The organism is Ochrobactrum soli (genome assembly GCF_003664555.1).
Taxonomy (GTDB): Bacteria; Pseudomonadota; Alphaproteobacteria; order Rhizobiales; family Rhizobiaceae; genus Brucella; species Brucella teleogrylli.
Window position 1 is genome coordinate 1 of sequence record NZ_RCHH01000030.1, and the last position, 21,902, is coordinate 21,902.

Below are 21,902 nucleotides of genomic sequence, written 5' to 3' on the forward strand. Positions count from 1 at the left end.
CCAGTAAAGCAGGAGATCATCATAATCGAGCACATTTTGATGCTGTTTGGCGTCCACATAGGCGGCAAAGAGCTGTTTCAACTGCTCTTCCCAACCAAGGGCAAAAGGATAGGCATTCTTTAACACCACGCCGATTGTACTCTCGGAATTGACGACCCGCGAATAGATTGCGAGACAGGTGCCTTTGGTTGGAAAGCGGCTTTCCATTTTCCAGAAACCCAGTTCATGACGAATGAGGTTCATGAGATCGGCGCTGTCTTCTCGGTCATGAATGGTAAAGTCGGCGCTGAGCCCGATCTGTTGGGCGTAAATGCGCAAAAGACGCGCGCCCATTCCATGAAATGTTCCCGCCCAGGCCAGAGCGTCCGTCATGACGGACGAATGATCGCCAAGCACTTGTTTGCAGATACGCTGGACACGCCTGGCCATTTCGGACGCCGCGCGACGCGAGAATGTCATCAACAATATCCGGCGCGGATCAGCGCCATTGACGATCAGGTGAGCCACACGATGCGCCAATGTGTTCGTCTTGCCCGATCCAGCACCCGCGATGATCAAAAGTGGACCGCCGATCGTACCATCCGGCATGGCGACGCCATGTTCGACCGCTTCTCGCTGGCGATCATTCAGTTTTTCCAGATGGGCCGCTGCCATATGTCCTCGTCACGCATGAGTGGTTTTGAACACGGGACCGCGGATAATCGGCTGACATGTCCATGCGTGGTTTCTAGAGCATTCGAAACAAAAAGGGAACATGCTTGCTTGTGCCTTTGGCGATGCTTCCCCGCCGGCTCCCGATTATGGGATCAGAATCTGATGAGAAACTATAATTTCGCCGCCGGCTTATGCGGGGCAAGAGGCAAATTTTCTGTTTGCCTGTGGCGCAGAGGCCTTCAATGACATCCTGCATTCCGAACAGGCCCCGGATATATGGATCTGTGGCCATACTCATCATGCCTTTGACGTTCAGATCGGTCAAAGCCGCATCGTCTGCAATCCTTACGGTTACTGGTGGGAGCAGGGCAGAAATGGGTTTCGCTGGGACTGGGTGATAGTCGTGGATTAACCGCCTGTCCGGAGCACAGAATCGTGACCGACAGGGAGCTAACAGGTATTGGGCGACAAGGAAGCCTGTAGCAAAAGGAGGGCCAAAGCCAATCGCATGAACGCCTCCTGTGTCTGCTACCCAGATCTAAGCCGAGGTCAATCGAGCCCGATGTTTTGGTCAGAAGTATTTCTGGCATTGCCCGGATAAATAGCGCTTTCGGCTCTTCCAGGTACTAAAATCCGCGATTTGATTGCGGATACCACTGACGCGTCCCAATATGCGACATTATGTCATGAAACAGGCATTAAAGCACTTCGAAATGAAGCCGTTTGGGGGCCATTTGGGCACAATTGGACCAGTTAAAAAAGCATAAGCATCTGATATTATTGTAATATTGTGCTTTACTATAGAAGCCAGCGTTTCTTGAAGCTGACAGACAATCATTTTCAGGAAAGGATTTTTCAATGATTGGAACTTCGCCTTTAGACTACGGTATCGACAAAGCCAGCAACGGCATTGCAGCGCGCATGCTCAAGGATTTTGAGGAGGGACATTTTTCGTTCCTTGCCGATGAGTCAACCGTCGAACAACGCTATAATCAATCAGGACAAGGTTCGGTCTGGCACGATTTCAAGCGAGCTTGTCGCGCTTATTCCACGCTCAATGGATGTGTGGTGATTGTTGACGACACCAACGAGTGTTTTGTCGATAGCGTTGATATCAATGGTGAGTATGAATTCGAATTCGCGAATGCATTCGCAATCAACGTAGCCACAACCTATCGCGAGCGGTTGCTCGCACTTGGAAAGCAAGGTTCTGTCCGGTTGACGCTTTACAGACTTCCCAGGGCAAACTACGAAAACACCGCATGGGGCCATTTCTGGGAGCGCGGAGAATATATTGGCGAAATGAGAATGGCACTCGCGTAAGCGGCCATTTGGCAACCCACAGTCTATCGAAATAAGAAAACCGGGAGCATGCGCCATACGTGCTCCCGGTTTTCTTATTTGGGTTGCCGGCTCCAATTCGTCAGGCCTGGTGAAACCCTGAATCAGCCATTCAGTATGGTCGTCGCAGACTTGGCGGGTGTGACGACACGCTTCTTCGAGCGCGATCCAGATGGTCGGCCGATTGCCTCAGGATTTGCGCTCTTGGCTGTTTGTCAAACTTTAACGGCCCAAACCTGCCAGTTGTGCTTGTCACAACGGTCGTATCTATCCAGTCGCATAATACCGTTCAACGTGCCACGTTAAAAATTTTCATCGGTGTTCATGGTCCGTTTGCGCCGGCGGCTGATTGGCCTCACAATATGTCTATTGGCTGGTGAGAGATGATAAAATGTTAAAAGAAATTCCATGGGACATATTCGGTGAGAACGCGCAAGTTCTTGATGAAGCGGACATTCCGGTTTGTGGCGGGTGTGCGTATTTTTGCATCTTGCAATATGAAGGTGTCGATCGGCTGATCTCACGGCTGCGCATTTTCGATCTTGACACCGAATACTGCTATTCGCTGTACGGCCGTTTTTCCCGGAATGATGCGATTATCCTTGCCGGTAGTTTACCGCCGGCGCTGGAAGAATTCGATGGCGTGCGCTGCCAGGTTGGTCAGCTGGAAGTCATTAGCGGGAGCTTCTATGGAAGCACCCCGATGACCCCATCTGCAACCAAATACGCATTAAAAGTGGTGGACCCAGGTAACACGACGCTAGCTCAAAATGAGATGTACACAGTGTGGGGTTTAGGAATTCGTCCTTGTTCCGCGCACGAAGCTGAAATCGCCACCTTTGCCGCAGAGGATGCGGTGCGTCGGGCGATAGAAATCGTAGCCGAGGGTGAATGTCTGACTGACGATAGAAGGCCGTGAAGAAGATCGGGGGCATTTGACCCGGGAAAGAACGAACGGTCGGGATCGGTTATGAGAAAACTGATATCACGAATTTATCCATGATGTGGAAACCCTGAGCACATAAGGGCAATAAGCGCCATGGTGCGCGAGGGCTTAATGATAATCAGGAAGGACTTATCATGGAAGAAGCGAGGCGGGAAGACTAACATTAAAGCCGAACCATTTTAACAGGGGCACGTCACAGTACAAGAGATTGCGTCATCACGCTGGCCTCCAATCCAGCAATGATCCTGAATCGCAATGTCAAGCCCGAGGGAATCTCATGGCGATCCCGAGTAGCGCTGACAGACTCTAAGGTCGGTATTGTTGAACGCCAAATGCTGAGGCGGATTTAACCGTGTGCGTTGATGACGGCCAGAAAGGCCGGGCCGTAGCGTTCGAGCTTTGTATCGCCGACACCGGGCACATCGGCCATCTGGGCGCGTGAGGCTGGCCTGGCAGTGGACAGCTCGATTAGTGTGCGATCGTGGAAGATCACATAAGGTGGGACATTTTGCGTGCGCGCTATCTCTAGCCGCTTCTCGCGCAGTGCCTGAAACAGCGCCTCATCACGCTCCGAAAGGGCGGATGTTGCCGATTTCCCACGTGAAACAGTACCACGCGATGGCTTCGATTTCGACGGGACACGCAACATGAGCGTATGCTTTGCGCGCAAAAACTGCCGACCTGCTTCCGAGATCGACAAACCGCCGTGCCCGGCAAAGTCCACATCGATTAACCTCTGCGCGATCAACTGCCGTATGATCGCACGCCAGGTGTGATTGACATGCTCGCGGCCGATTCCGAAAGTCGAAATCTGATCGTGACCGAAGCGGCTGATGCGTTCATCCTCGACGCCAAGAAGGACATCGACAATATAGGCTTGTCCGAACCGCTCCCCGGTTCTGTGAATGCAGGACAATATTTTCTGTGCGGCTATTGTCCCATCGAAGAGGGTTGGTGGTTCGGCGCAGGTATCGCAATTGCCGCACGGTTCGCATCTATCACCGAAATAAGACAGCAGCACCTGTCTGCGACAGTTCGCCGTTTCGGCCAATCCGAGGAGGGTGTCGAGTTTCTGCCGCTCCATCCGCTTACGCTGATCGGGCGCGTCGGATTCCTCGATGAAGCGGCTGCGCAGGACGATATCTTCATAACCGTAGAGCATCATCGCTTCGGCTGGCAGTCCGTCGCGCCCCGCACGCCCTGTCTCCTGATAATAAGCTTCGATGCTTCCCGGCAGATCGACATGGGCGACGAAGCGTACATCCGGTTTGTCGATGCCCATCCCAAACGCAATCGTCGCCACCACGATGATCGCTTCGTCATGTTGGAACCGTGCCTGGTTCGCCTCGCGCGCAGGCTTCTCCATGCCGCCGTGATAGGAGAGAGCGTCATAGCCCAGGCTGCGCAGCCATTCGGCCGTTTCTTCCGTCTTCCGTTTTGAAAGACAGTAGACGATGCCGCTTTCACCCTGGTGATCCTGCAGAAAACGTTTCAATTGCGCGCGGGGATTGTTCTTCTCCATGATCGTGTAGCGAATATTGGGGCGGTCGAAACCGGCGATGAAGGCATCGCGCTCGTCAATCTGCAGATGCGACAGGATTTCCGCACGTGTCGGCTCGTCGGCGGTTGCTGTCAACGCCATGCGTGGCGTATTGGGAAACTGCGTCATCAACACATCGAGCTGTCGATAGGATGGTCTGAAATCATGCCCCCATTGCGACAGGCAATGTGCTTCGTCGATAGCGATCAGCGAGAGAGGCACGTCGCTCAGGCGTTGCAATGTATCTGGTCTGAGCAGTGTTTCAGGCGCGACATAGAGCAGATCAAGCACACCAGCATGGATATCATGCCACAAGGCTAGCCTGTCATCGCCAGCAAGGTCGGAATTGAGCGCCGCAGCCTTCACACCTGCCTGCCGGAGCGCGGACACCTGATCGGCCATCAACGCAAGAAGCGGTGACACCACGATCCCCATGCCTGGTCGCGCAAGGGCGGGAATCTGATAGCATAGGGATTTGCCGCCGCCTGTCGGCATCAGGACGAATGCATTATTGCCTGCTATCGCGTGCGATATGATTTCAGCTTGTCGCCCACGGAAGGCATCGTATCCATAAACGGTTTTGAGAATGTGGATCGGGTTGGTCATCATCAGCAGTCAAGGCATCAATTGTTGTTCAGATTCGGTGCCTACATTCATAGCAGCCATCAGCGGAAAACCAGTCTTTATCCGAGGCATGAGCAGACCAAGGTACAATCTACCAATTATAAATGCACTTTTTGTGATCTGTCCCTTCAGCGGCAGATCCTCTTTGAAGGAACAACAGCACGGCTCAGTCGCGTAGCCAGTTTTCGACCCTCAGAGCACGGATGCGTGAGAATTCTCCGGTATTGGCCGTGACTAACACCGCCCCGAGCGCATAAGCATGGGCAGCGATGAAGAGGTCATTCGGACCGATGGGCTGGCCAACGGCTTCCAATTCGGCTCGGATTCGTCCATATTCGGCGTCGGTAGGCATATCAAGTGCGAGCACTTGCATACTTCCAAGAATGGCCTCGATGTGCGCCAGTAGCTTCGGCGATCCTTTCTTGGCGCATCCATAGCGTAACTCCGCTGCCGTGATAATGCTGACGCAAACTGCTTCTGGTCCGACCTCAGCAATGCGTATGGCGACAGCACCTTTGGGGTTTCGTGTAAGCTCGGACACGACATTGGTGTCAAGCATGTAGAGCGCGCTCACAGGTCGAATTCTTTCAACGGTAGCAGGGTATCGTCAATATCAGGGAACTGATCTTCCGGCCCAAGCGGTTCCAGCCCGGCAAGCACTTCCAACAGGTTCTGGCGACGCACCGGCTCTATGATAAGTCGATCTCCATCGCGATGGATCATCACCCGGTCGCCCGGAAGTTCGAAGTCAGCTGGAATGCGTACGGCCTGACTCTTATTGTTACGGAAGAGTTTTGCTTCGCGGGCTGGTGTAGGTTCGGAGTGTCGGAGCTGTGGCATATTGGCCTCCTTTGTATATACACGAGTATATACATCGTGACAGGATTAATTTCAAGCGGAGGGGGTCGCTAGCGCGCAATTGTACGTCGTTCAGCGATGTTGTAGCGGTTCATAGTGGGCACCAAACTAAGATGCGGGTGGCATCGTCGGCGGTGGGAGTGCACAGTGGAGACGCCATTCTTCGCAATTATAAATGCAAAACAATAAGGGAGTTATCCGTGATGGGAAATCCCGGGCGCATAAATGGCAACGAAGGCAGAGCTTCCAAGAGGACGGAATGTCGACATTGTCGGATTTGACGAAAGTTTGCAATCGACGTCGATCATACCGATCAGCCCTTGCAAACTCCTCGGCAATGCGTTGCAGCAGCTACTGCGCGAGTTTATTGTCCCAATTCTTATCAGGGGTTCCACTCAGGTCTTTTGATCACCCAGGCAAGACGAAGGGTTTTATCTCATATCCGTTTGCTTCATTTCGCTTGATGTGGCTGAAGGCCGGAGCCGGAAAGTGATAGGGCGCGATGATCCAGTTGTTCAGCGCACAGGTTTCCAGAAGTTTGATCCGCGTTTGGACCGACTCCTCCGGATTCATGCAAAAATTCGATGCCGGAGCATTATTAGGCAACTGGATAGGGTGATGTATCGCATCTGCTGTGAAGACAATAGTTTCATCGCCGCTGCCCAAGATCAGACCGATCATTCCGGAAGTGTGTCCAGGCAATGCAATTGTTTGAAGACCGGCAACGATTTCGCCTGGTTGCACCGCCAAATAGCCGGGGCCGTCGATGATTGGCATGACACTATCTTGCCAGGCGCCATGGAGTAGATTCGACGAATTGGACGTTGCTTGGGCTTTAGCCAACATTGCTTCAAGCTCTCGTGCCGGCGTAACATAAGTCGCCGAAGGAAACGTTGGGCGCCAGACCCCGCTAGAGTCTGCAATGGTGTTCCAGCCGACATGGTCGGCGTGTAAATGGGTATTGATGACGAAATCAATATGATCGGCATCTAAACCAAGTCCTTCCAGAATGGCAAGAAACGGACCATTCAACCTATCCCATGCGGGTCGATCGGGGCGGTACTTACCATTTCCGATCCCAGTATCTATTAAAACATTTCCAGCACGGGATTGGACAAGATAGATATTGAAACTAAGCGATAATGTATCGGCAAGTCCGTTATCGGCGCTATTCATCGGAGATGTCGGATAGGGCTCGTTCCGAGTGAATTGCATCTCACCAATAAGCTTATCACGCCTCCATTGAACGGGACCGAGATCCGGAATGCAAGTTACAAGCGTCCCGTCCTCAAGTGCCAGTTGTTCAAGGCTGATGCCCAAACTGGCAATCCAGATGTGATTGTGCTTCATAATGCGGGCTCAAGTTTACATTCATCGGCAAACACATCTCCGGACATCTCAGCGATCTTATCTTTCGTCACCAAACTGTACCCACCCTTCCCATCATTTTCGACGCGCATAGCATACCAATCCTGAACCGGGTGCTGATTTTTGCCAAACGCAAAGTTACCTCGAACGGATGAGAAATCAGCCTTCAACATTGCAGAACGAAACTTTTGGGGGTCCTTAAAATCACCGCCGGTATGTGCCAGTGCCGCTCCGATAGCCCGCGCTGTATCATAGCCTTGCGCTGCATACATGGTTGGGGTCCGGCCGTACTCGCCCTGAAATGCGGCAACGAACTGCTTATTGGCGTCGTTGTTCAGATCGACATTCCAGGAACCCGAGACATTGAGGCCCTCTGTAATTCCTCCAAGAGAACGCAGGATGGCATGATCCATGGATGGCTCAGCAACCACCATTGGTATCTCATTTAACAGGCCTGACTGCTGGTATTGACGAAGAAACGCAATCCCCAAAGCACCGGGGTGAAACTGGAATACTACGTCAGGTTTTGCAGACCTTATGCGCGCCATTTCCGCTGCATAGTCGATCTGGTCCAGACTTGTGTAGACCTCTTCTATAATTTCTCCCTCGAAAGTACGGCGAAAGCCCTCGACCGCGTCCTTACCTGCCTGGAAATTCGGAGCAAGCACCATAGCTCGCTTAAAGCCGAGAGCCTTTGCATTGCGCCCCGCGCTGCCCTGCATACTGTCGGTGAGCCATGACATGACGAAATAGTTCGCATTGCAGTTAACACCGGCAAATTCAGTGGGCCCGGCATTAGGGCTTATCACGATCTTACCGGCGTCGATTACCTCGGGAATGATAGCCGAGGCCACATTCGAAAAAATCATACCGGTTATGATATCGGCTTGCTCGTCATATAGGAACCGGTCCGCCAACTGGCGGCCTGTCGATGGCTTCAGTCCATCGTCGGCGATAACAACATCGACCTTTTGGCCACCCAGAAGACCATTGCCCTGTTTAACCGCGAGATTGAAGCCGTCGCGCACGTCTTCGCCGAGATAGCCTGCAGCGCCGGTCAGGGTGGTAATAAAACCTATTTTCACGGCGTCGGCCGCATGCGCGTAAGTGCCCCCAAGAGTAGACGATACCAGAAAGGCGCCCGCGATATGTTGCAATTTAGAAAGTCGCATCCATTCAGTTCCTCATTTGACCATAATCGTAAGAGCATGCGGCGAGTTAGCCGCATATCGAAGTAGCAACCGGCAAGAACACCAACATCATTCGATAGTGCTGCATTCCATCATATGTCGAACCATTATCCACTGTCATAGGAGAGATGCCGGACTGGCGGTCCCGCAATGGTCTAGAGACTATTGACCAAACGATGCGAGACGTTCTTCACGACCGTATAGTGATGCAATCCTTCTGCTCCGCCCTCGCGGCCAAGCCCACTATCCTTGACACCACCGAACGGTGTCTCAGCGACAGATGCTTCGAGCGTATTGATCGAGACGTTCCCAGCTTCCAGACCCGACATAAGACGGTCCACATTTTCCGCGGAGTTCGCAAAGCCATATGCGGCAAGACCGAAGGGCAGCGAGTTCGCCTTTTCAATAGCCACATCAAGGGACGGCACTGGATTGATCAAGGCCAGCGGACCGAAAGGCTCCTCGGACATCGCACGGGCATCGCTGGGCAATTCCGCCAGAGCCGTCGGCGGGAAGAAATAACCGTTGTTCTTCAGACGGCGACCGCCAAAAAGCAATTTTGCACCCTTGGCTTCGGCATCGCTGACCAACTCTTCCAGCGCCATAATGCGACGATCATTTGCAACAGGCCCCATCTGCACCCCTTCCTCCAGTCCGTTACCGACACGGATTGACTGCGCCGTTTCAATAAAAGCTGCAGTAAAACGCTCATAATGGGTTTCATGAACGAAGAAGCGTGTTGGGGAGGTACATACCTGGCCTGAATTGCGGTACTTTCGGCGTGCTGATGCGATGCCCGCCAGAACCGGATCGGCGTCCTCGCAAACGATGACCGGGGCGTGGCCGCCGAGTTCCATAAGAGCGGGCTTCATATGACGCGCGGCGATTTCGGTCAAATGCTTGCCGACAGCTGTTGATCCGGTGAATGCGATGGCCCGAATTTCGGGGCTGGGGATGAGAAATTGCGAAATATCCGCCGGAACGCCGAAAACCAGATTCAACACACCTGCTGGCAGCCCTGCATCTTCAAATGCGCGCGCAATATGCGTAACTGCAGTCGGCGTTTCTTCGGATGCCTTCAGAATAATGGAGCAACCGGCAGCCAGAGCGCCCGCAATCTTGCGTGCAGGTTGGCTCATTGGAAAATTCCATGGTGCGAAAGCAGCGACTGGGCCGATTGGCTCATGCACAACAATATAGCGAATACCGGGCGCGCTTGGTATGACACGGCCATAGAAACGAATGCATTCCCCCGCATCCCATTCGAAAAATTCGCAGCCCCGGATGACCTCAAGCCGGGCTTCAGCTATAGGCTTTCCGTTTTCGAGCGTGATCGCGCGTGCGATCTCTTCCTGCCGCTCGCGCATAAGCGCCGACGCCTTCATGATGATCGCAGCGCGGGCCGCCGGCGCAGTGTTGCGCCAGACCTGATATCCGTCCCAGGCTGCCTGAAGTGCAGCCTCCAGGTCCCCCCGTTCTGCCACCGCAACCTGGCCGATCTCGGTCTCGTCTGCAGGGTTGATAATTGGAAGCGTATTGGCGCACTTGCGCCATTCGCCGCCTATGAAAAGCTGTACGTCGGATTTTTGCATCAGAAAGCCTCTGCAATCTACTAGTTGGGCCAAGCCCAGATTATCGTTACGGATAGAATGAGGGGGTTTAATTCATGTGACAATTCATATTGAAACTATATATCCATGAGTTTTATCACATGAGTTTGTATGAGTGTCGGCGAATTTTTCACGCACCAAACTGCCAGCCGCGCAGAGCCGCGCGACCGCAAAACTTTTTGTAGAAGCCAGTCAACCGATGTTGCGAATCCCGGCGAGCAGGGCCTGCGACATCTCGGTTTCTGGCGAGCACCAGTCCATCAGAATATTGTAATGGTTTCGGTTCGCGACCTCGATTGCCTTCACCCTTCCGCCAGCCACAGCCCAGCAATCGGCATAAGCGCGTGACTGGCGTTTGAAGCCGTCCGCTTCATGCTCTGACCATGCTACGGTTATCGGACACCCACCCACAGGAATGCTCCGGATGGGACTAAGTTGATCGACATCAATAGGACTAAGATTCAGCCACCCCTGCGGGAAAGTTTCAGCCACAGGGGCAAGCTCGAAAAGCCCGCTGACCGGCATGGCAAACTTGACTACATCCTTTGGCAAACCGAATTTGCCCTGCCATCCCTCAGAAAGGAGCGCGCCCGCAAGGTGACCGCCGGCAGAGCTTCCCCCGACCGTTATCCGGTTCGGATCAAGACCATAGTCCCGACCGTGACGCCAAACGAAGGCCAGAGCAGAGCGTACCTCCCGCGTAATTTCGGCAAGAGATACTTCGGGTGCCAGACGATAGTCGACGACGACCGTGGCAATGCCTTCGCGCGCAAGCATTCCAGCCATCATGGCGGAATCTTCCTTGGACAGCGCCCGCCAATAGCCACCGTGAATGAATATAAAAACCGGATTTAGTCCGCCGCTTGACGAAGGGCCGAAAATATCGATCCGTTGCCCGCTTTCTTCGTCGTAAACCACGTCGAAATGCTGCCCCCAATGAACTCGCGGCTCAACACTTGCCTGGCGGTAGCGTTTCATTTCGGCGGCAAAGGTTTCCGGCGAAACGGTAGCTTTGGCATTATAATCGCGATCAAGGCGAGCGGGGTCTAAACCCGTTTCTTCAGCCAGATGCCGTATGTAATGTTGGTTCTTGTTCATGTCTTCATTCCAAGGCTGCTTCTCGCTTTGGGAGAGTGTGTTTCTAAATTGCCGTGGTGGCGACCCGGTTCTCGATAAGGCGGACGAGATTTAGCGCCGTCATTTCCGATGATTTCGGATTGGTCGCGAGCGGGCCGTTTTCAAAACGCAGTTGCATCCTGCCGAAATCGCCTTCGGCAATGATTTCATGCATGTTGAGGCGCGCTGCCGGGTCTGCGATCAATGAGACACGGGTACGATCGAGACCGATCCCAGCAAGCGAGGTAATCACGGCGACATTGGCATTTTGCGGAAAGGCGTCTGCAGCCTTACGGGCCGTATCCGTAAAGAACGTGGTTGCCTCCGTGATTTCATCGAGCGGTATCAGTTGGGCGGCTTGTGTCCCCGCCCAGGCTTTTGCAGGTTTGATGATGCGATGTTCGACGCTTGCAATGGTAAGACGGCTTGCTGCCGAAAGCGCGTCGATCCCCCCGAGCGCGCCGGGTGGAATAATCAGTTTCGCACCGCGGATCGCCGCGATGTCTTTCAATCTTTGAAAGATCGCATCATCCACGAACGCCGATGTCGATGAAACCGCGAAATCCATTCCCGCGGAAAGAGCTGCTTCACCCCATGGCAAGACGCTTGGGCGCCCCGCAACTTCCACGACAAGTCTTGCGCCGGTGGCTGCGAGTTCGGCGGGATCTTCGATGTGTATGGCGCCGACAGGCAGTCCGTCACGAGTGACCGACCGGTCGCGCACCGCGACTGCACCGATTTTGACTGGACTTTTTCGCTCGGCGAGGAGTTCCGCAACCCGTTTGCCGATAGCGCCCCATCCAATCAGGACGATTGACTCAGATACCGACATAAGCATGCACCTGATCTTGGTCCCGTTCGAGATCTGCGCTCGTTCCACGCCAGACCGTCCGGCCTTTTTCGACAATATAATGGCGATCCGCCAGCCGCTTCAAAACGGCGATATTCTTGTCTATTAGCAGGATCGATTGGCCCATTTCGCGCAATTGCATGATGCAATGCCAGATTTCCGTGCGGATGACGGGGGCAAGTCCTTCCGTCGCTTCATCAAGGATCAGAAGATGCGGATTTGTCATCAGCGCACGCCCGATTGCCAGCATTTGCTGCTCGCCGCCCGACAGTGTGCCGGCCGTCTGGTCCGCCCGCTCCTGCATACGTGGGAAAAGCGCATATATCTTGCTGAGATCCCACGGAGACTGCCGCTTGCATCGGTTTGAAGCGGTTGCAACCAGATTTTCCCGCACCGTCAATGTCGGAAAAATCTGTCGTCCCTCCGGCACAAGGCCGACACCAAGACGCGCCACCTTTTCTGGGCTGTAGCTGGTCGTGTCTCGCCCTGCAATCTGGACTTTCCCCCCTTTGGGGGCGAGGAGACCCATCAACGTGCGTATCGTGGTCGTCTTGCCCATGCCGTTACGGCCCATGAGGGTTACAAGTTCTCCTTCGTTTACTTCGAGCGAAACGTCGAACAATACCTGTGAGTGGCCGTAAGCGGCCTGCAATCCATCGATTTTTAGCACAGTTCCTCCTCTCCACCGAGATAGGCTTCCCGCACAGCTTCGCTCGCCCGTATGTCTTCCACCGTGCCCGTTAGGATGACGCGGCCATAGACCAGCACAGATATGCGGTCGGCCAGCGCGAACACCGCCTCCATGTCGTGCTCGACAAGCAGCATCGAAACCGTTCCCCGCAATCCCTGCAGAAGCTCGATCATTTCCTGGCTTTCGACATGGCCGAGACCGGCCATCGGTTCGTCGAGAAGCAAAAGCTTCGGCTTACCGGCGAGCGCCATGAGCAGTTCAAGCTGCTTGCGCCCGCCACTTGACAGATCGCCTGCTAGTTTTTCCGGGTGATTGGCCAGTCGGCTTTGGGCGAGAATTACATCAACCTCATGCCAGATGGCGCTGCGGCCTTTCAGACTGTCGAGAATCCTGAAATTATGTCCCTCGCGCGCTTGCACCGCCATGGCGATGTTCTGGCGCACACTCATTTCATTCAGAAGTGTCGATATCTGGAATGTGCGTCCCAACCCGCGACCGACACGTATCGCGGCGGGCAAGGTGGTAATGTCCTCCCCCATCAGGCTGATCGTCCCTGATGTGGGCGTAAGCTCACCGCAAAGTTGGTTGATAAGTGTAGACTTTCCTGCGCCGTTCGGGCCGATCAGGGCATGGATATGCCCTTCCGTGACGTCGAGTGTGACATGATCCGTCGCGACCAGCCCTGCAAAACGCTTCACCAGATCACGGACTTGTAAGATCGCAGTCATGCGGTCACCTCCACTTTGCGGTCCTTGCGAAACAGACGGCAAAGCGCACGCCAACCACCGACAATGCCGCCTTTGGTTCCCAAGACGAGGACAAGCAGAATGATACCCATGGCGAGCTGCCAATGCTCAGTCCAGGAGGCGAGATAATTCTGCAGGATCAGGAATGCGGCTGCACCCCAGATGGGACCGAAGAAAGTGCCGACGCCACCCAGAATGACCATCACCATCAACTCGCCCGATTTAGTCCAATGCAGTGTGTCTGGGCTTGCAAACCGCATGAAGATGGTGAGAAGCGCTCCAGCCAGACCCGCGCCCATTCCGGCAAGAACAAAGCCGTAGAGCTTGTAGCGATAGGTTTCGATACCCATGGCGGTCATGCGTCGCTCGCTCTGCCGAATACCGGACAGCACCGCGCCGTAGGACGAATGCACGACCCGCCAAAGAAAGCCGAAATATAAGATCATCGAGACGAGGATGACATAATACATCGTCGTCTTTTCCCGCAGGCTGAAGCCGAAAAAATCGTTTGCCCGGCGGACAATGATCCCGTCTTCGCCACCATAGGTCTTCAGCGAAACGAAGAGGAAGAAGAGCATCTGGGCGAAGGCGAGCGTAATCATGATGAACTGCACGCCCGAAGTACGCAGCGCCAGAGCTCCAATGATCAGTGCCGCAAGTCCCGCTACCAGCATTGCTGCAGGAACAGTGATCAGAAATTGATCAGAACCCGGAATAAAACCGAAGAGCAGCGTTTCTTCGGCATGGTGAAAATAGAGAATCCCGACGACGTAGGAGCCGATCCCGAAGAAGGCGGCGTGACCAAAAGACACCATCCCGCCATAGCCGAGGATGAGATTGAGGCTGGCCGCAGCGATAGCATAGATCATGATCCGGGCGACAAGGCTTGACGCAGCCGGCTGCCCCAATGCGTCGGCGCCGAAAGGAAATAATGCAAGCGCCCCGCAGCCGAGAAGAACGAATAGAAAGCGATATGACATGTTTCAGGCTCCCACCGGAAAGAGGCCTCTCGGGCGGAACAGAAGAACGATAGCCATCAACAGATAGATACCCATGGAGGCGATGCCCACGCCGAGCGCGTCTGCCTCGGCGCCCGCCATGAACTGGCGCAGTATTGAAGGCAGAAATGCACGCAGGCATGTATCTATGATGCCGAGCGAAATACCAGCAATGAAGGCTCCCTTGATCGAGCCGACGCCGCCGATTACGACAACCACAAAAGCGGCAAGCAATATCTGCTCTCCCATGCCGACTTGAACGGCGAGGATCGGCCCGGTCATGAAGCCGGCAAGGCCCGCGAAAGCAGCCCCGAGCGCGAACACCATTGTGTAGAGAAGACGGATATCGACGCCGAGAGCACGCACCATATCGCGATTGGTCGAGCCTGCGCGGACCAGCATGCCAATGCGGGTGCGGTTTATGAGCAGGTAAAGCCCGCCAGCCACCATCAGACCCGCTGCAATGATGAGCAGTCGAAACGGGGGGTAGCTCAGGCCTGAAAACAGCTCGATCGGTTGAGAGAGCGATGCAGGCAACTGCGTGAAAATTGGCTGGCGACCAAAAATCAGCACGGTCAGTTCATTGAAAATCAGAATAAGCGAGAAAGTCGCAAGCACCTGATCCATATGATCGCGTTGATAGAGTTTTCGCATGACGCCGAGCTCGATCACGATACCGGCAAGCGTTGCCGCCAGAACTGCTGCCGGCAGGCCCAGCCAGAAATTTCCTGTCTGCACAGCCACCCAGGTCCCGATGAAAGCGCCGATCATGTAGAGCGAGCCATGAGCGAGGTTGATAACGCCCATGATCCCAAAGATCAGTGTTAGCCCTGCTGCCAGAAGGAACAACATGACGCCATAGAGAAGGCCATTCAAAAGTTGCTCGAAGATGAGTGTCATTGGAGGAAACGACCTTCATAAAAAATAAAAAGAAGCGTTGCGCGTACTTTCACACGCGCAGGGCGGTGGCTGTCAGAGCTTGCATTCTGCAGAATAGGAATCACCGTAATTTTCGATCAGCTTCTTCTTGATCTTGGTGGTCGGCATACCATCGTCACCCTTCACGATCTCGAGGAGATACCAGTCCTGCAACGGGTGCTGGTTCGGGCCGAAGGAAAAATTGCCGCGCACCGATTGGAAATCCGCTTTCCGCAGCGCTTCACGCACTGCATCGATATCGTCAACGCCACCGGTCTTCTTCAACGCAGAAGCAATCAGGCGAGCCACATCGTAGCCTTGCGTTCCGTAATATGTCAGCGGGCGGTCAGGGTAAGCGGCTTTCCACTTAGCGACGAGTTCCTTGTTTGCGGCATTGTCCATATCCGGGCTCCAGTGGCTGGTAGCCATGAGGCCGACCGAAGCATCGCCCAATGATTTAAGGATCACAGCATCGCTGGATGGCTCGGACAGAACCATTGGAATCTTACCGAGAAGACCAGCCTGCTGATACTGGCGCAGGAATGCGATGCCCATGCCACCCGGATGAGACTGGAAGACCACATCAGGATTGGCGGCACGTATCTGTGCCATTTCGGCTGAATAATCGGTCTGATCGAGTTGGGTGTAGATTTCACCGACAATCTCCCCCTTGAACCGACGTTTGAAGCCGGCCAGCGCATCTTTGCCCGCCTGATAGTTTGGTGCGAGAATAAAAGCGCGCTTGAAGCCTTCCTGTTCCGCCGCGATCCCGGATGCCTCATGAAGCGAGTCATTTTGCCACGAAACCACGAAATAATTCGCGTCACAGGCCTTGCCCGCCAAGTTGGACGGCGCAGCATTAGCGCTGATATAGAGGTTGTCGTTGTCGACGATATCCGGCACCGCCGCGCCGGCAACATTCGAGAAGATGATGCCGGTAAAGAGCTTGACGCCGTCTTCCGACATGAACCGTTCGGCGATCTGACGCCCGTTGCCGGGCTTGGCCGCATCATCTTCGACCTTCAGTTCAACCGGTACGCCGCCGAGCTTGCCACCTTCTGCATCGATGGCAAGCTTCATGCCATCGCGCACGTCTTGACCGAGATAGCCTCCTGGACCTGACAAGGTCGTTATCACGCCAATCTTGACTGGTTCAGCGGCAGTCGCGCCAGTTGTCAGCCCTGCCAGCAGGCCGATCATCAGAAGTTTCTTTTTCACTTCAATTCCCCTTATGTTTTAAGCTTGTGCACGGGCGCCCGGTAGTATCGCCGGGCGTGCTCTTGTCAGAGCGCCACCCAACCTTCCGGCGGGTTTTTTCCGGGATGAACGGTTTTGCAATGTGGGCAGGTACGCAGCTTCTCATCGTTGTAGAACGCGGCGTAAAGAGGCGGCAGATCGTCCACGATGGATTCCAGATCAACTTCAGCACGGTGAACGAGGCCGCTGCATTCGAAACAATACCATTCGACGGCATCAAGAGCGCCTTCAGGACGAGCTGGTTCGATAACCAGACCGATAGAGCCTTCTTGTGGGCGCTGCGGCGAATGGCGGATATGCGCAGGCAGAAGGAAGATATCGCCTTCGCGGATCGGCACATCGTAAAACTCACCCGTCGACGTATCATGCAGCTTCAGCAGCATGTCGCCTTTGAGCTGATAGAAGAACTCTTCGACCGGATCGTCGTGGTAATCGGTGCGCTTGTTTGGACCACCGACAACCGTAACCATCAGGTCTGCGTCCTTAAACACCAACTGATTGCCGACAGGTGGCTTCAGCAGGTGCTTGTGTTCATCGATCCATTTCTGAAAATTAAAGGCGCTCAGTTTTGTCATTCTCGTTCCCCTTTTCGGTTCGATCAGGATAGTTTGAGACCGCAGCCATCAAATGCCTGCCGGACTGCCCTTTTCTCGGCATCGGTCAACTCAAGCATCGGCGCACGAACAGGCCCGCCGACCTGGCCGAGCAGCTCTTGCCAGTATTTTTGGTGCGAGGTGGGCTTTTCAGCCGGTCGTGACGACTTGAAGGCGTGCCGGACAGGCTCCAGACTTTGCCAGACGGCGCGTGCCTCATCAGCTTTGCCAGCAAAGGCCAGATCGGTATAATCGCGCATGCGGCGATCAACACTTGTCTGCAGCGTGTAGGGCGGCGAAGAGCAGAGATATAGCTGCCAGCCCAATTCGAGAATATTGTCCAGCCACTCATCTTCCGATGCAGTCGAAACCAGAATGCGGTCGCCCGCCAGTTCGGTGAGCTTGCGATACATGTCGCGCGGGACCGAATATTTGATTGCGACGACGGTTTCGATGTCGGCCAGACGGTTGCAGAGTTCGGGGCTCATCAGATAACCACTATCGGGATGCGACCAGAGCGCAAGGCCGATATCCACCTTTGAGGCGATCGTTTCATAATAGCGCATCAGTGTGTCGTCTTGCGCGCGCAGGAAGTGCAGGACAGGCGCATGGACGACGATATAATCGGCGCCGCAGGCCTGTGCATGCTTTGCCAGATCGATGACCACATCCATGTTCTGGTCTGAGCAGGACATGATCGTCTGCGCCTTGTCACCAACTGCCGAGACAGCCAGGTCGAACATGCGTTTGCGTTCGTCAACCGACATGGAGAAAAATTCGCCCTGCTTTCCCGCGACGAAAAGTCCGTCAATGCCGAGATCGTTGACCCAGTGGTCTACATTCTTGCGGAAGCCGCCTTCATCGATCGATCCATCCTCATTGAAAGGCGTGTTTGCCGCAGCCCAGATACCGCGCATCGTAGCGCGCGAGTGGGCTTTGGCGTTCTGACGGTCATACTTCATCGGAAACCTCGCTTCGGGGGCGGGTCAAATCAAAACCCGCGTCTTCCTGATCGAGCCCGACTTTCTTTCATTCGAGAAGTATTGTAAGTAGAATATATTCATAATAAAAAACTCATAAGTGAACCAATGCGCCCCACTCTCCGCCAAATTGAATGTTTCCAGGCCGTGGTCGAACTAGGCAACTTTTCTCGCGCAGCCGAGCGTGTCAGAACGACCCAGGCTAATCTTTCACATACAATCCGGGATCTAGAGGCCGTGCTGGATGCGCGGCTTTTCGACAGGACGACACGGCGCGTCAGTCTGACGGATGCGGGCCGTGCCTTTGCCGAAGGCGCGCTCGCCGGTCTCGCAGAAATTGATCGCGCCGCCGAAACAGTGCGCGATTTGGGAAAGTTACGGCGGGGCCAGGTCAGTATCGCAGCTCCACCTTTGCTGTGCACAACAGTGCTTCCACGTCTCGTTCGCCGGGTGGCTGATGAATATCCCAATCTCGTTATCAAGATTGACGATGTGGGGCCTGAAACCGTCATAAAACAGGTGCGCAATGGGCGTTGCGATCTTGGCATAGGCACATTTTCTGGTGAAGACTCGGATGTCGAGAGCCAGACTGCGCTTCGGGATCAGTTGATGGTTTTTGTATCTCCAGAACATGATTTTGCTGGATATAAGCAGGTCGGCTGGTCCGAACTCGACAATCAGCCAATCATCACGCTCACCCAGAAGAGCAATATTCGACTTTTGACCGAACTTGGCTTTGAACAGGCGAAACTGGCACTGCGGCCCCATATAGAAGTCAACCAGATTCATACGGTTCTCTCGCTGGTCGAGGTCAATGCCGGTATCGCCGTTCTGCCCGCCTACGCTTTTACTGCTTTGCGCGGTCGTGGCATTGTAGCTCGCCCTCTGACGGATCCGGCTGTTGTACGTGAAGTTCGTCTCATCGCTCCCCGAGATCGTGAACAATCTGCGGCCACTATCGCAGTTCGTGCGATCTTGCGGAACCTTCTTCGTCAGATGATTCCCGAAATTCCCGGACCTGACTCAAAGACCAAGAAGATTTGACCGAACGGCGGCACTTTCTAAACCCATTGTGCTGCTGGTCATTCGTTGGACTGTGTCGCTGCAGCTTTGGGCTGAGTAGGGACGGCGAAACTGCCGGGGCGTCGCCGATGGGTCGCAGCGTTCCGTGCTGCTTGCGCAAAAATACCCGTCATCAGTTCCAGCGTGCGCGCCGCGCCTTCCAGGCGCTGACCCAGTTCCGGTACGTGCTGCACCGCATCTATCAGCAGGGCCGACCGCACTTCGGCATATCTGTCGGTAACGTCCTTTCCCAGCGCGGTAGCTTCATAGGTCACGCCCGCGCGACCACTTCCATTGCGCTCGACCAGTCCGCTCTTGATCAGCTTGCGCAGACTATATTGGATGTTCGGGATATCCTCGCGATTGGTCATATATGCAAGATCATGTATGCTCTTGGGCCGGTCGTTCATTCTGATCGTGTGGAGTAGAGCATTCTCCGGCCCGCTCGCTGCAAAATCTATAACCGAGGAAAGGCATTCGGTCTGCCAACGGCCAAAAGCCTCGAATGTGCGCATCAAGGCGTATTCAAATTCTACGACGTCGATTTCCAGTGGGGTATGGGCCAAGTGCCAGGTGCGGTCGAATTTGTCCATGCTCTTGTTCTTGCTTCTGCGCGCCATGTGAATCTCCCTTCCAGGAGGATGCAGCAGCGTTCCTCTTGCGTCTACATAAAATATCAAATAGATTTTCTATTATAAAATTCATCGTAAGGAGGAGAACGATGACAAATTCCCAAAACCGCATGTTTAATTCGGATACGTTCCTACTTGGGACTTTTGCCACCAACTGTTCCAGCGGGTTGACGGTTTCGAAACTACCGGAGCGTTGGAATAATTCCTGGGACAACAATCTGCGATTGGCGCGGATGCTCGATGACGCCGGTATCGACTTTATGCTGCCGATCGCCCGCTGGGTTGGTTACGGCGGTGAAACGAATTTTCATGGCGGCGTTCTTGAAACCATGACCTGGGCAGCGGGATTGCTTGCCATGACGCGCAACATCACGATTTTTGCGACGGTCCACACCACCGCCAACCACCCGATGGTGGTGGCGAAGCAACTCGCCACGATCGACCAAATTGGCAATGGTCGTGTCGGTCTCAACATCGTCGCGGGATGGAACAAGCCCGAATATGAGGCGCTGGGACTGACACTGCCCGACGACCACGCGACCCGGTATGGGTATGCGCAGGAATGGTATGATATCGTCAAGGCGCTCTGGACCCGCACCGAAGCTTTCGACTGGGATGGCACCCATTTCAAATTGAAGAATATTCTGGGCGACCCTCGTCCATCGCGGCAACTGCCGATTCTGAATGCCGCGGGTTCCGGAGAAGGGCGAGCCTTTGCGGTCCGCAATGCCGATTTCCTGTTCACTCCAGCTATAGACCTGTCCCGCTCCGCGGAAGAGATTGCCGCACTGAAGCAGCAAGGCAGTGATGCTGGCCGTGACGTTAATGTGTTGACCTTCTCCCATGTCGTCTGTCGCCCGACTGAAAAAGAAGCTAGGGAGTTTTTGGAATACACCGGTAAGAACAACATTGACTGGGCGGCTGTGGACAACCTCGTGCGACTGTTGTTTAGCCATGCGCAGTCCTTCCCGCATGATCTGCTCGCACTCATTCGCGACCGCATGGCGGCCGGTCACGGAGGGTTTCCTCTCGTCGGTACGCCGGAGCAGGTTGCGGACGGCATCACCGCGCTGCATCAGGCGGGTTTTCGCGGAACCACGCTTTCCTTCTTCGATTACGCTGAAGAGTTTCCTTATTTCCGCGACAACGTCCTGCCGATCCTCGAGGCGCGCGGTATTCGCCCGGCGCACCGTTCGGTCGAAGCGGCTGCGTAACGCGACGGGGAGACATATCATGTCGGATGGACTTACCTTCCACGACATGTCCGGCGAACAGAGTGTGGCTGCGTTTCGCGCTGCCATGCGGCTGGTCGTTGGCAATGTCAGCCTTATTACCGCTGGTGTGGGGACAGACCGGTCGGGCCTTGTCGTCATCTCGATGGTGTCCTTGTCGGCACAACCGCCGAAAGTCATTGCCTGTATCAACCGATCGTCCTCGACATGGCCGATCATCGAGCGCTTCGGTCATTTCGGCGTGAGCGCGCTCGGACCGGAACACCAAGCACTGGCGGAACGTTTTTCGGGCTTCGGCGGCATCAATGGCGCCGATCGCTACGAGGGCGCGGAGTGGATGACTATGGCCACCGGCGCGTCGCTGCTCAAGGATGCGGTCGTGGTGTTCGACTGTAAGCTCGATGAAATGATCGATCGCGGTTCACATTCGATCATTATCGGCTCGGTCAAAGCTGTGGGCACCAAAGATGAGGGCGGGACTTTAGCCTATTGGCGGGGCAATTACAGACCGCTGCATGTTGCGGCCTGACGCCGATGTACGGTGCGGTTCTGGCCGCACCGTCCGTTATGGCCGCGCCATGTCTTTCCCACCAGTTTAAAGCGTGTCGCATTTATTCGGCCTCATACCCAGCAGCCTTAAAGAAGTTCTGGCATTCATTGATGGAGAAGAGACTGATGATATCGCCAAGTGCTTTT

The 21,902-nt window shown here is 54.5% G+C and carries 22 protein-coding genes; 5 read left to right on the forward strand and 17 right to left on the reverse strand.

Going from position 1 to position 21,902, the window contains the following annotated elements:
• The coding region (locus D8666_RS23235) for a UvrD-helicase domain-containing protein (RefSeq protein ID WP_147438030.1) at nucleotides 1–654 on the reverse strand (654 nt) is incomplete at its 3' end.
• An 858-nt stretch (nucleotides 655–1,512) separates the two neighbouring features.
• Here D8666_RS23235 and D8666_RS23245 point away from each other — a divergent pair.
• Entirely contained in the window at nucleotides 1,513–1,977 is a 465-nt protein-coding gene (locus D8666_RS23245; RefSeq protein WP_121539601.1) for a hypothetical protein, read from the forward strand.
• Between the two features lie 409 nt (nucleotides 1,978–2,386).
• Complete coding sequence (locus tag D8666_RS23250; protein WP_121539602.1) at nucleotides 2,387–2,914, forward strand: hypothetical protein; 528 nt, start codon at nucleotides 2,387–2,389, stop codon at nucleotides 2,912–2,914.
• 373 nt (nucleotides 2,915–3,287) lie between these two features.
• Here the strand turns inward: D8666_RS23250 and recQ are convergent, their stop codons facing one another.
• The 15 genes from recQ to D8666_RS23330 all read right to left on the reverse strand — a co-directional run bounded on the left by recQ (nucleotide 3,288) and on the right by D8666_RS23330 (nucleotide 18,262).
• Nucleotides 3,288–5,090: a DNA helicase RecQ gene (recQ, locus tag D8666_RS23255; RefSeq protein ID WP_121539603.1), complete on the reverse strand. Its 1,803-nt coding sequence runs from the start codon at nucleotides 5,088–5,090 to the stop codon at nucleotides 3,288–3,290.
• A 181-nt stretch (nucleotides 5,091–5,271) separates the two neighbouring features.
• Nucleotides 5,272–5,679, reverse strand: coding sequence for a type II toxin-antitoxin system VapC family toxin (locus D8666_RS23260; protein ID WP_121539604.1), 408 nt, complete (start codon nucleotides 5,677–5,679; stop codon nucleotides 5,272–5,274).
• On the reverse strand, nucleotides 5,676–5,945 hold the full coding sequence (locus D8666_RS23265) for an antitoxin (protein WP_121539605.1): 270 nt from the start codon (nucleotides 5,943–5,945) through the stop codon (nucleotides 5,676–5,678). Before D8666_RS23265 ends, D8666_RS23260 begins: the two co-directional genes overlap by 4 nt.
• Before the next feature lie 426 nt (nucleotides 5,946–6,371).
• A complete protein-coding gene (locus tag D8666_RS23275) occupies nucleotides 6,372–7,313 on the reverse strand; it encodes an MBL fold metallo-hydrolase (RefSeq protein ID WP_121539607.1) in 942 nt (313 codons plus the stop codon).
• On the reverse strand, nucleotides 7,310–8,503 hold the full coding sequence (locus tag D8666_RS23280) for an ABC transporter substrate-binding protein (RefSeq protein ID WP_121539608.1): 1,194 nt from the start codon (nucleotides 8,501–8,503) through the stop codon (nucleotides 7,310–7,312). The genes D8666_RS23275 and D8666_RS23280 overlap by 4 nt, the downstream gene beginning before the upstream one ends.
• Nucleotides 8,504–8,676: 173 nt before the next feature.
• Complete coding sequence (locus tag D8666_RS23285) at nucleotides 8,677–10,113, reverse strand: NAD-dependent succinate-semialdehyde dehydrogenase (RefSeq protein WP_121539609.1); 1,437 nt, start codon at nucleotides 10,111–10,113, stop codon at nucleotides 8,677–8,679.
• A 210-nt stretch (nucleotides 10,114–10,323) separates the two neighbouring features.
• Nucleotides 10,324–11,229 (reverse strand): alpha/beta hydrolase, encoded by a 906-nt coding sequence (locus tag D8666_RS23290; protein WP_235859068.1) that lies wholly within the window; start codon nucleotides 11,227–11,229, stop codon nucleotides 10,324–10,326.
• Nucleotides 11,230–11,272: 43 nt separating this feature from the next.
• A complete protein-coding gene (locus D8666_RS23295; protein ID WP_121539619.1) occupies nucleotides 11,273–12,079 on the reverse strand; it encodes an aspartate dehydrogenase in 807 nt (268 codons plus the stop codon).
• Nucleotides 12,066–12,767 carry an ABC transporter ATP-binding protein gene (locus tag D8666_RS23300; RefSeq protein WP_121539610.1) on the reverse strand — a complete coding sequence of 234 codons (702 nt, stop codon included), beginning with the start codon at nucleotides 12,765–12,767 and terminating at the stop codon, nucleotides 12,066–12,068. Before D8666_RS23300 ends, D8666_RS23295 begins: the two co-directional genes overlap by 14 nt.
• Nucleotides 12,761–13,516, reverse strand: coding sequence for an ABC transporter ATP-binding protein (locus tag D8666_RS23305; RefSeq protein ID WP_121539611.1), 756 nt, complete (start codon nucleotides 13,514–13,516; stop codon nucleotides 12,761–12,763). Before D8666_RS23305 ends, D8666_RS23300 begins: the two co-directional genes overlap by 7 nt.
• On the reverse strand, nucleotides 13,513–14,514 hold the full coding sequence (locus D8666_RS23310) for a branched-chain amino acid ABC transporter permease (protein WP_121539612.1): 1,002 nt from the start codon (nucleotides 14,512–14,514) through the stop codon (nucleotides 13,513–13,515). The genes D8666_RS23305 and D8666_RS23310 overlap by 4 nt, the downstream gene beginning before the upstream one ends.
• Before the next feature lie 3 nt (nucleotides 14,515–14,517).
• On the reverse strand, nucleotides 14,518–15,432 hold the full coding sequence (locus D8666_RS23315; protein WP_121539613.1) for a branched-chain amino acid ABC transporter permease: 915 nt from the start codon (nucleotides 15,430–15,432) through the stop codon (nucleotides 14,518–14,520).
• 72 nt (nucleotides 15,433–15,504) lie between these two features.
• Nucleotides 15,505–16,668: an ABC transporter substrate-binding protein gene (locus D8666_RS23320; protein WP_121539614.1), complete on the reverse strand. Its 1,164-nt coding sequence runs from the start codon at nucleotides 16,666–16,668 to the stop codon at nucleotides 15,505–15,507.
• 65 nt (nucleotides 16,669–16,733) lie between these two features.
• Entirely contained in the window at nucleotides 16,734–17,282 is a 549-nt protein-coding gene (locus D8666_RS23325) for a 3-hydroxyanthranilate 3,4-dioxygenase (protein ID WP_109365800.1), read from the reverse strand.
• A gap of 23 nt (nucleotides 17,283–17,305) precedes the next feature.
• Nucleotides 17,306–18,262 (reverse strand): dihydrodipicolinate synthase family protein, encoded by a 957-nt coding sequence (locus D8666_RS23330; protein ID WP_109365801.1) that lies wholly within the window; start codon nucleotides 18,260–18,262, stop codon nucleotides 17,306–17,308.
• A gap of 126 nt (nucleotides 18,263–18,388) precedes the next feature.
• Between D8666_RS23330 and D8666_RS23335 the strand changes: the two genes are divergently transcribed.
• Nucleotides 18,389–19,324 carry a LysR family transcriptional regulator gene (locus tag D8666_RS23335; RefSeq protein WP_121539615.1) on the forward strand — a complete coding sequence of 312 codons (936 nt, stop codon included), beginning with the start codon at nucleotides 18,389–18,391 and terminating at the stop codon, nucleotides 19,322–19,324.
• Nucleotides 19,325–19,362: 38 nt separating this feature from the next.
• Here D8666_RS23335 and D8666_RS23340 read toward each other — a convergent pair whose 3' ends face one another.
• Complete coding sequence (locus D8666_RS23340; RefSeq protein ID WP_121539616.1) at nucleotides 19,363–19,962, reverse strand: winged helix DNA-binding protein; 600 nt, start codon at nucleotides 19,960–19,962, stop codon at nucleotides 19,363–19,365.
• Nucleotides 19,963–20,063: 101 nt separating this feature from the next.
• On the opposite strand from D8666_RS23340, the gene D8666_RS23345 reads away from it, so the two are divergent.
• Both D8666_RS23345 and D8666_RS23350 read left to right on the forward strand, forming a co-directional pair.
• Nucleotides 20,064–21,188 (forward strand): LLM class flavin-dependent oxidoreductase, encoded by a 1,125-nt coding sequence (locus D8666_RS23345; RefSeq protein WP_121539617.1) that lies wholly within the window; start codon nucleotides 20,064–20,066, stop codon nucleotides 21,186–21,188.
• Between the two features lie 19 nt (nucleotides 21,189–21,207).
• On the forward strand, nucleotides 21,208–21,735 hold the full coding sequence (locus D8666_RS23350; RefSeq protein WP_235859069.1) for a flavin reductase family protein: 528 nt from the start codon (nucleotides 21,208–21,210) through the stop codon (nucleotides 21,733–21,735).
• Nucleotides 21,736–21,902 lie beyond the last annotated feature (167 nt).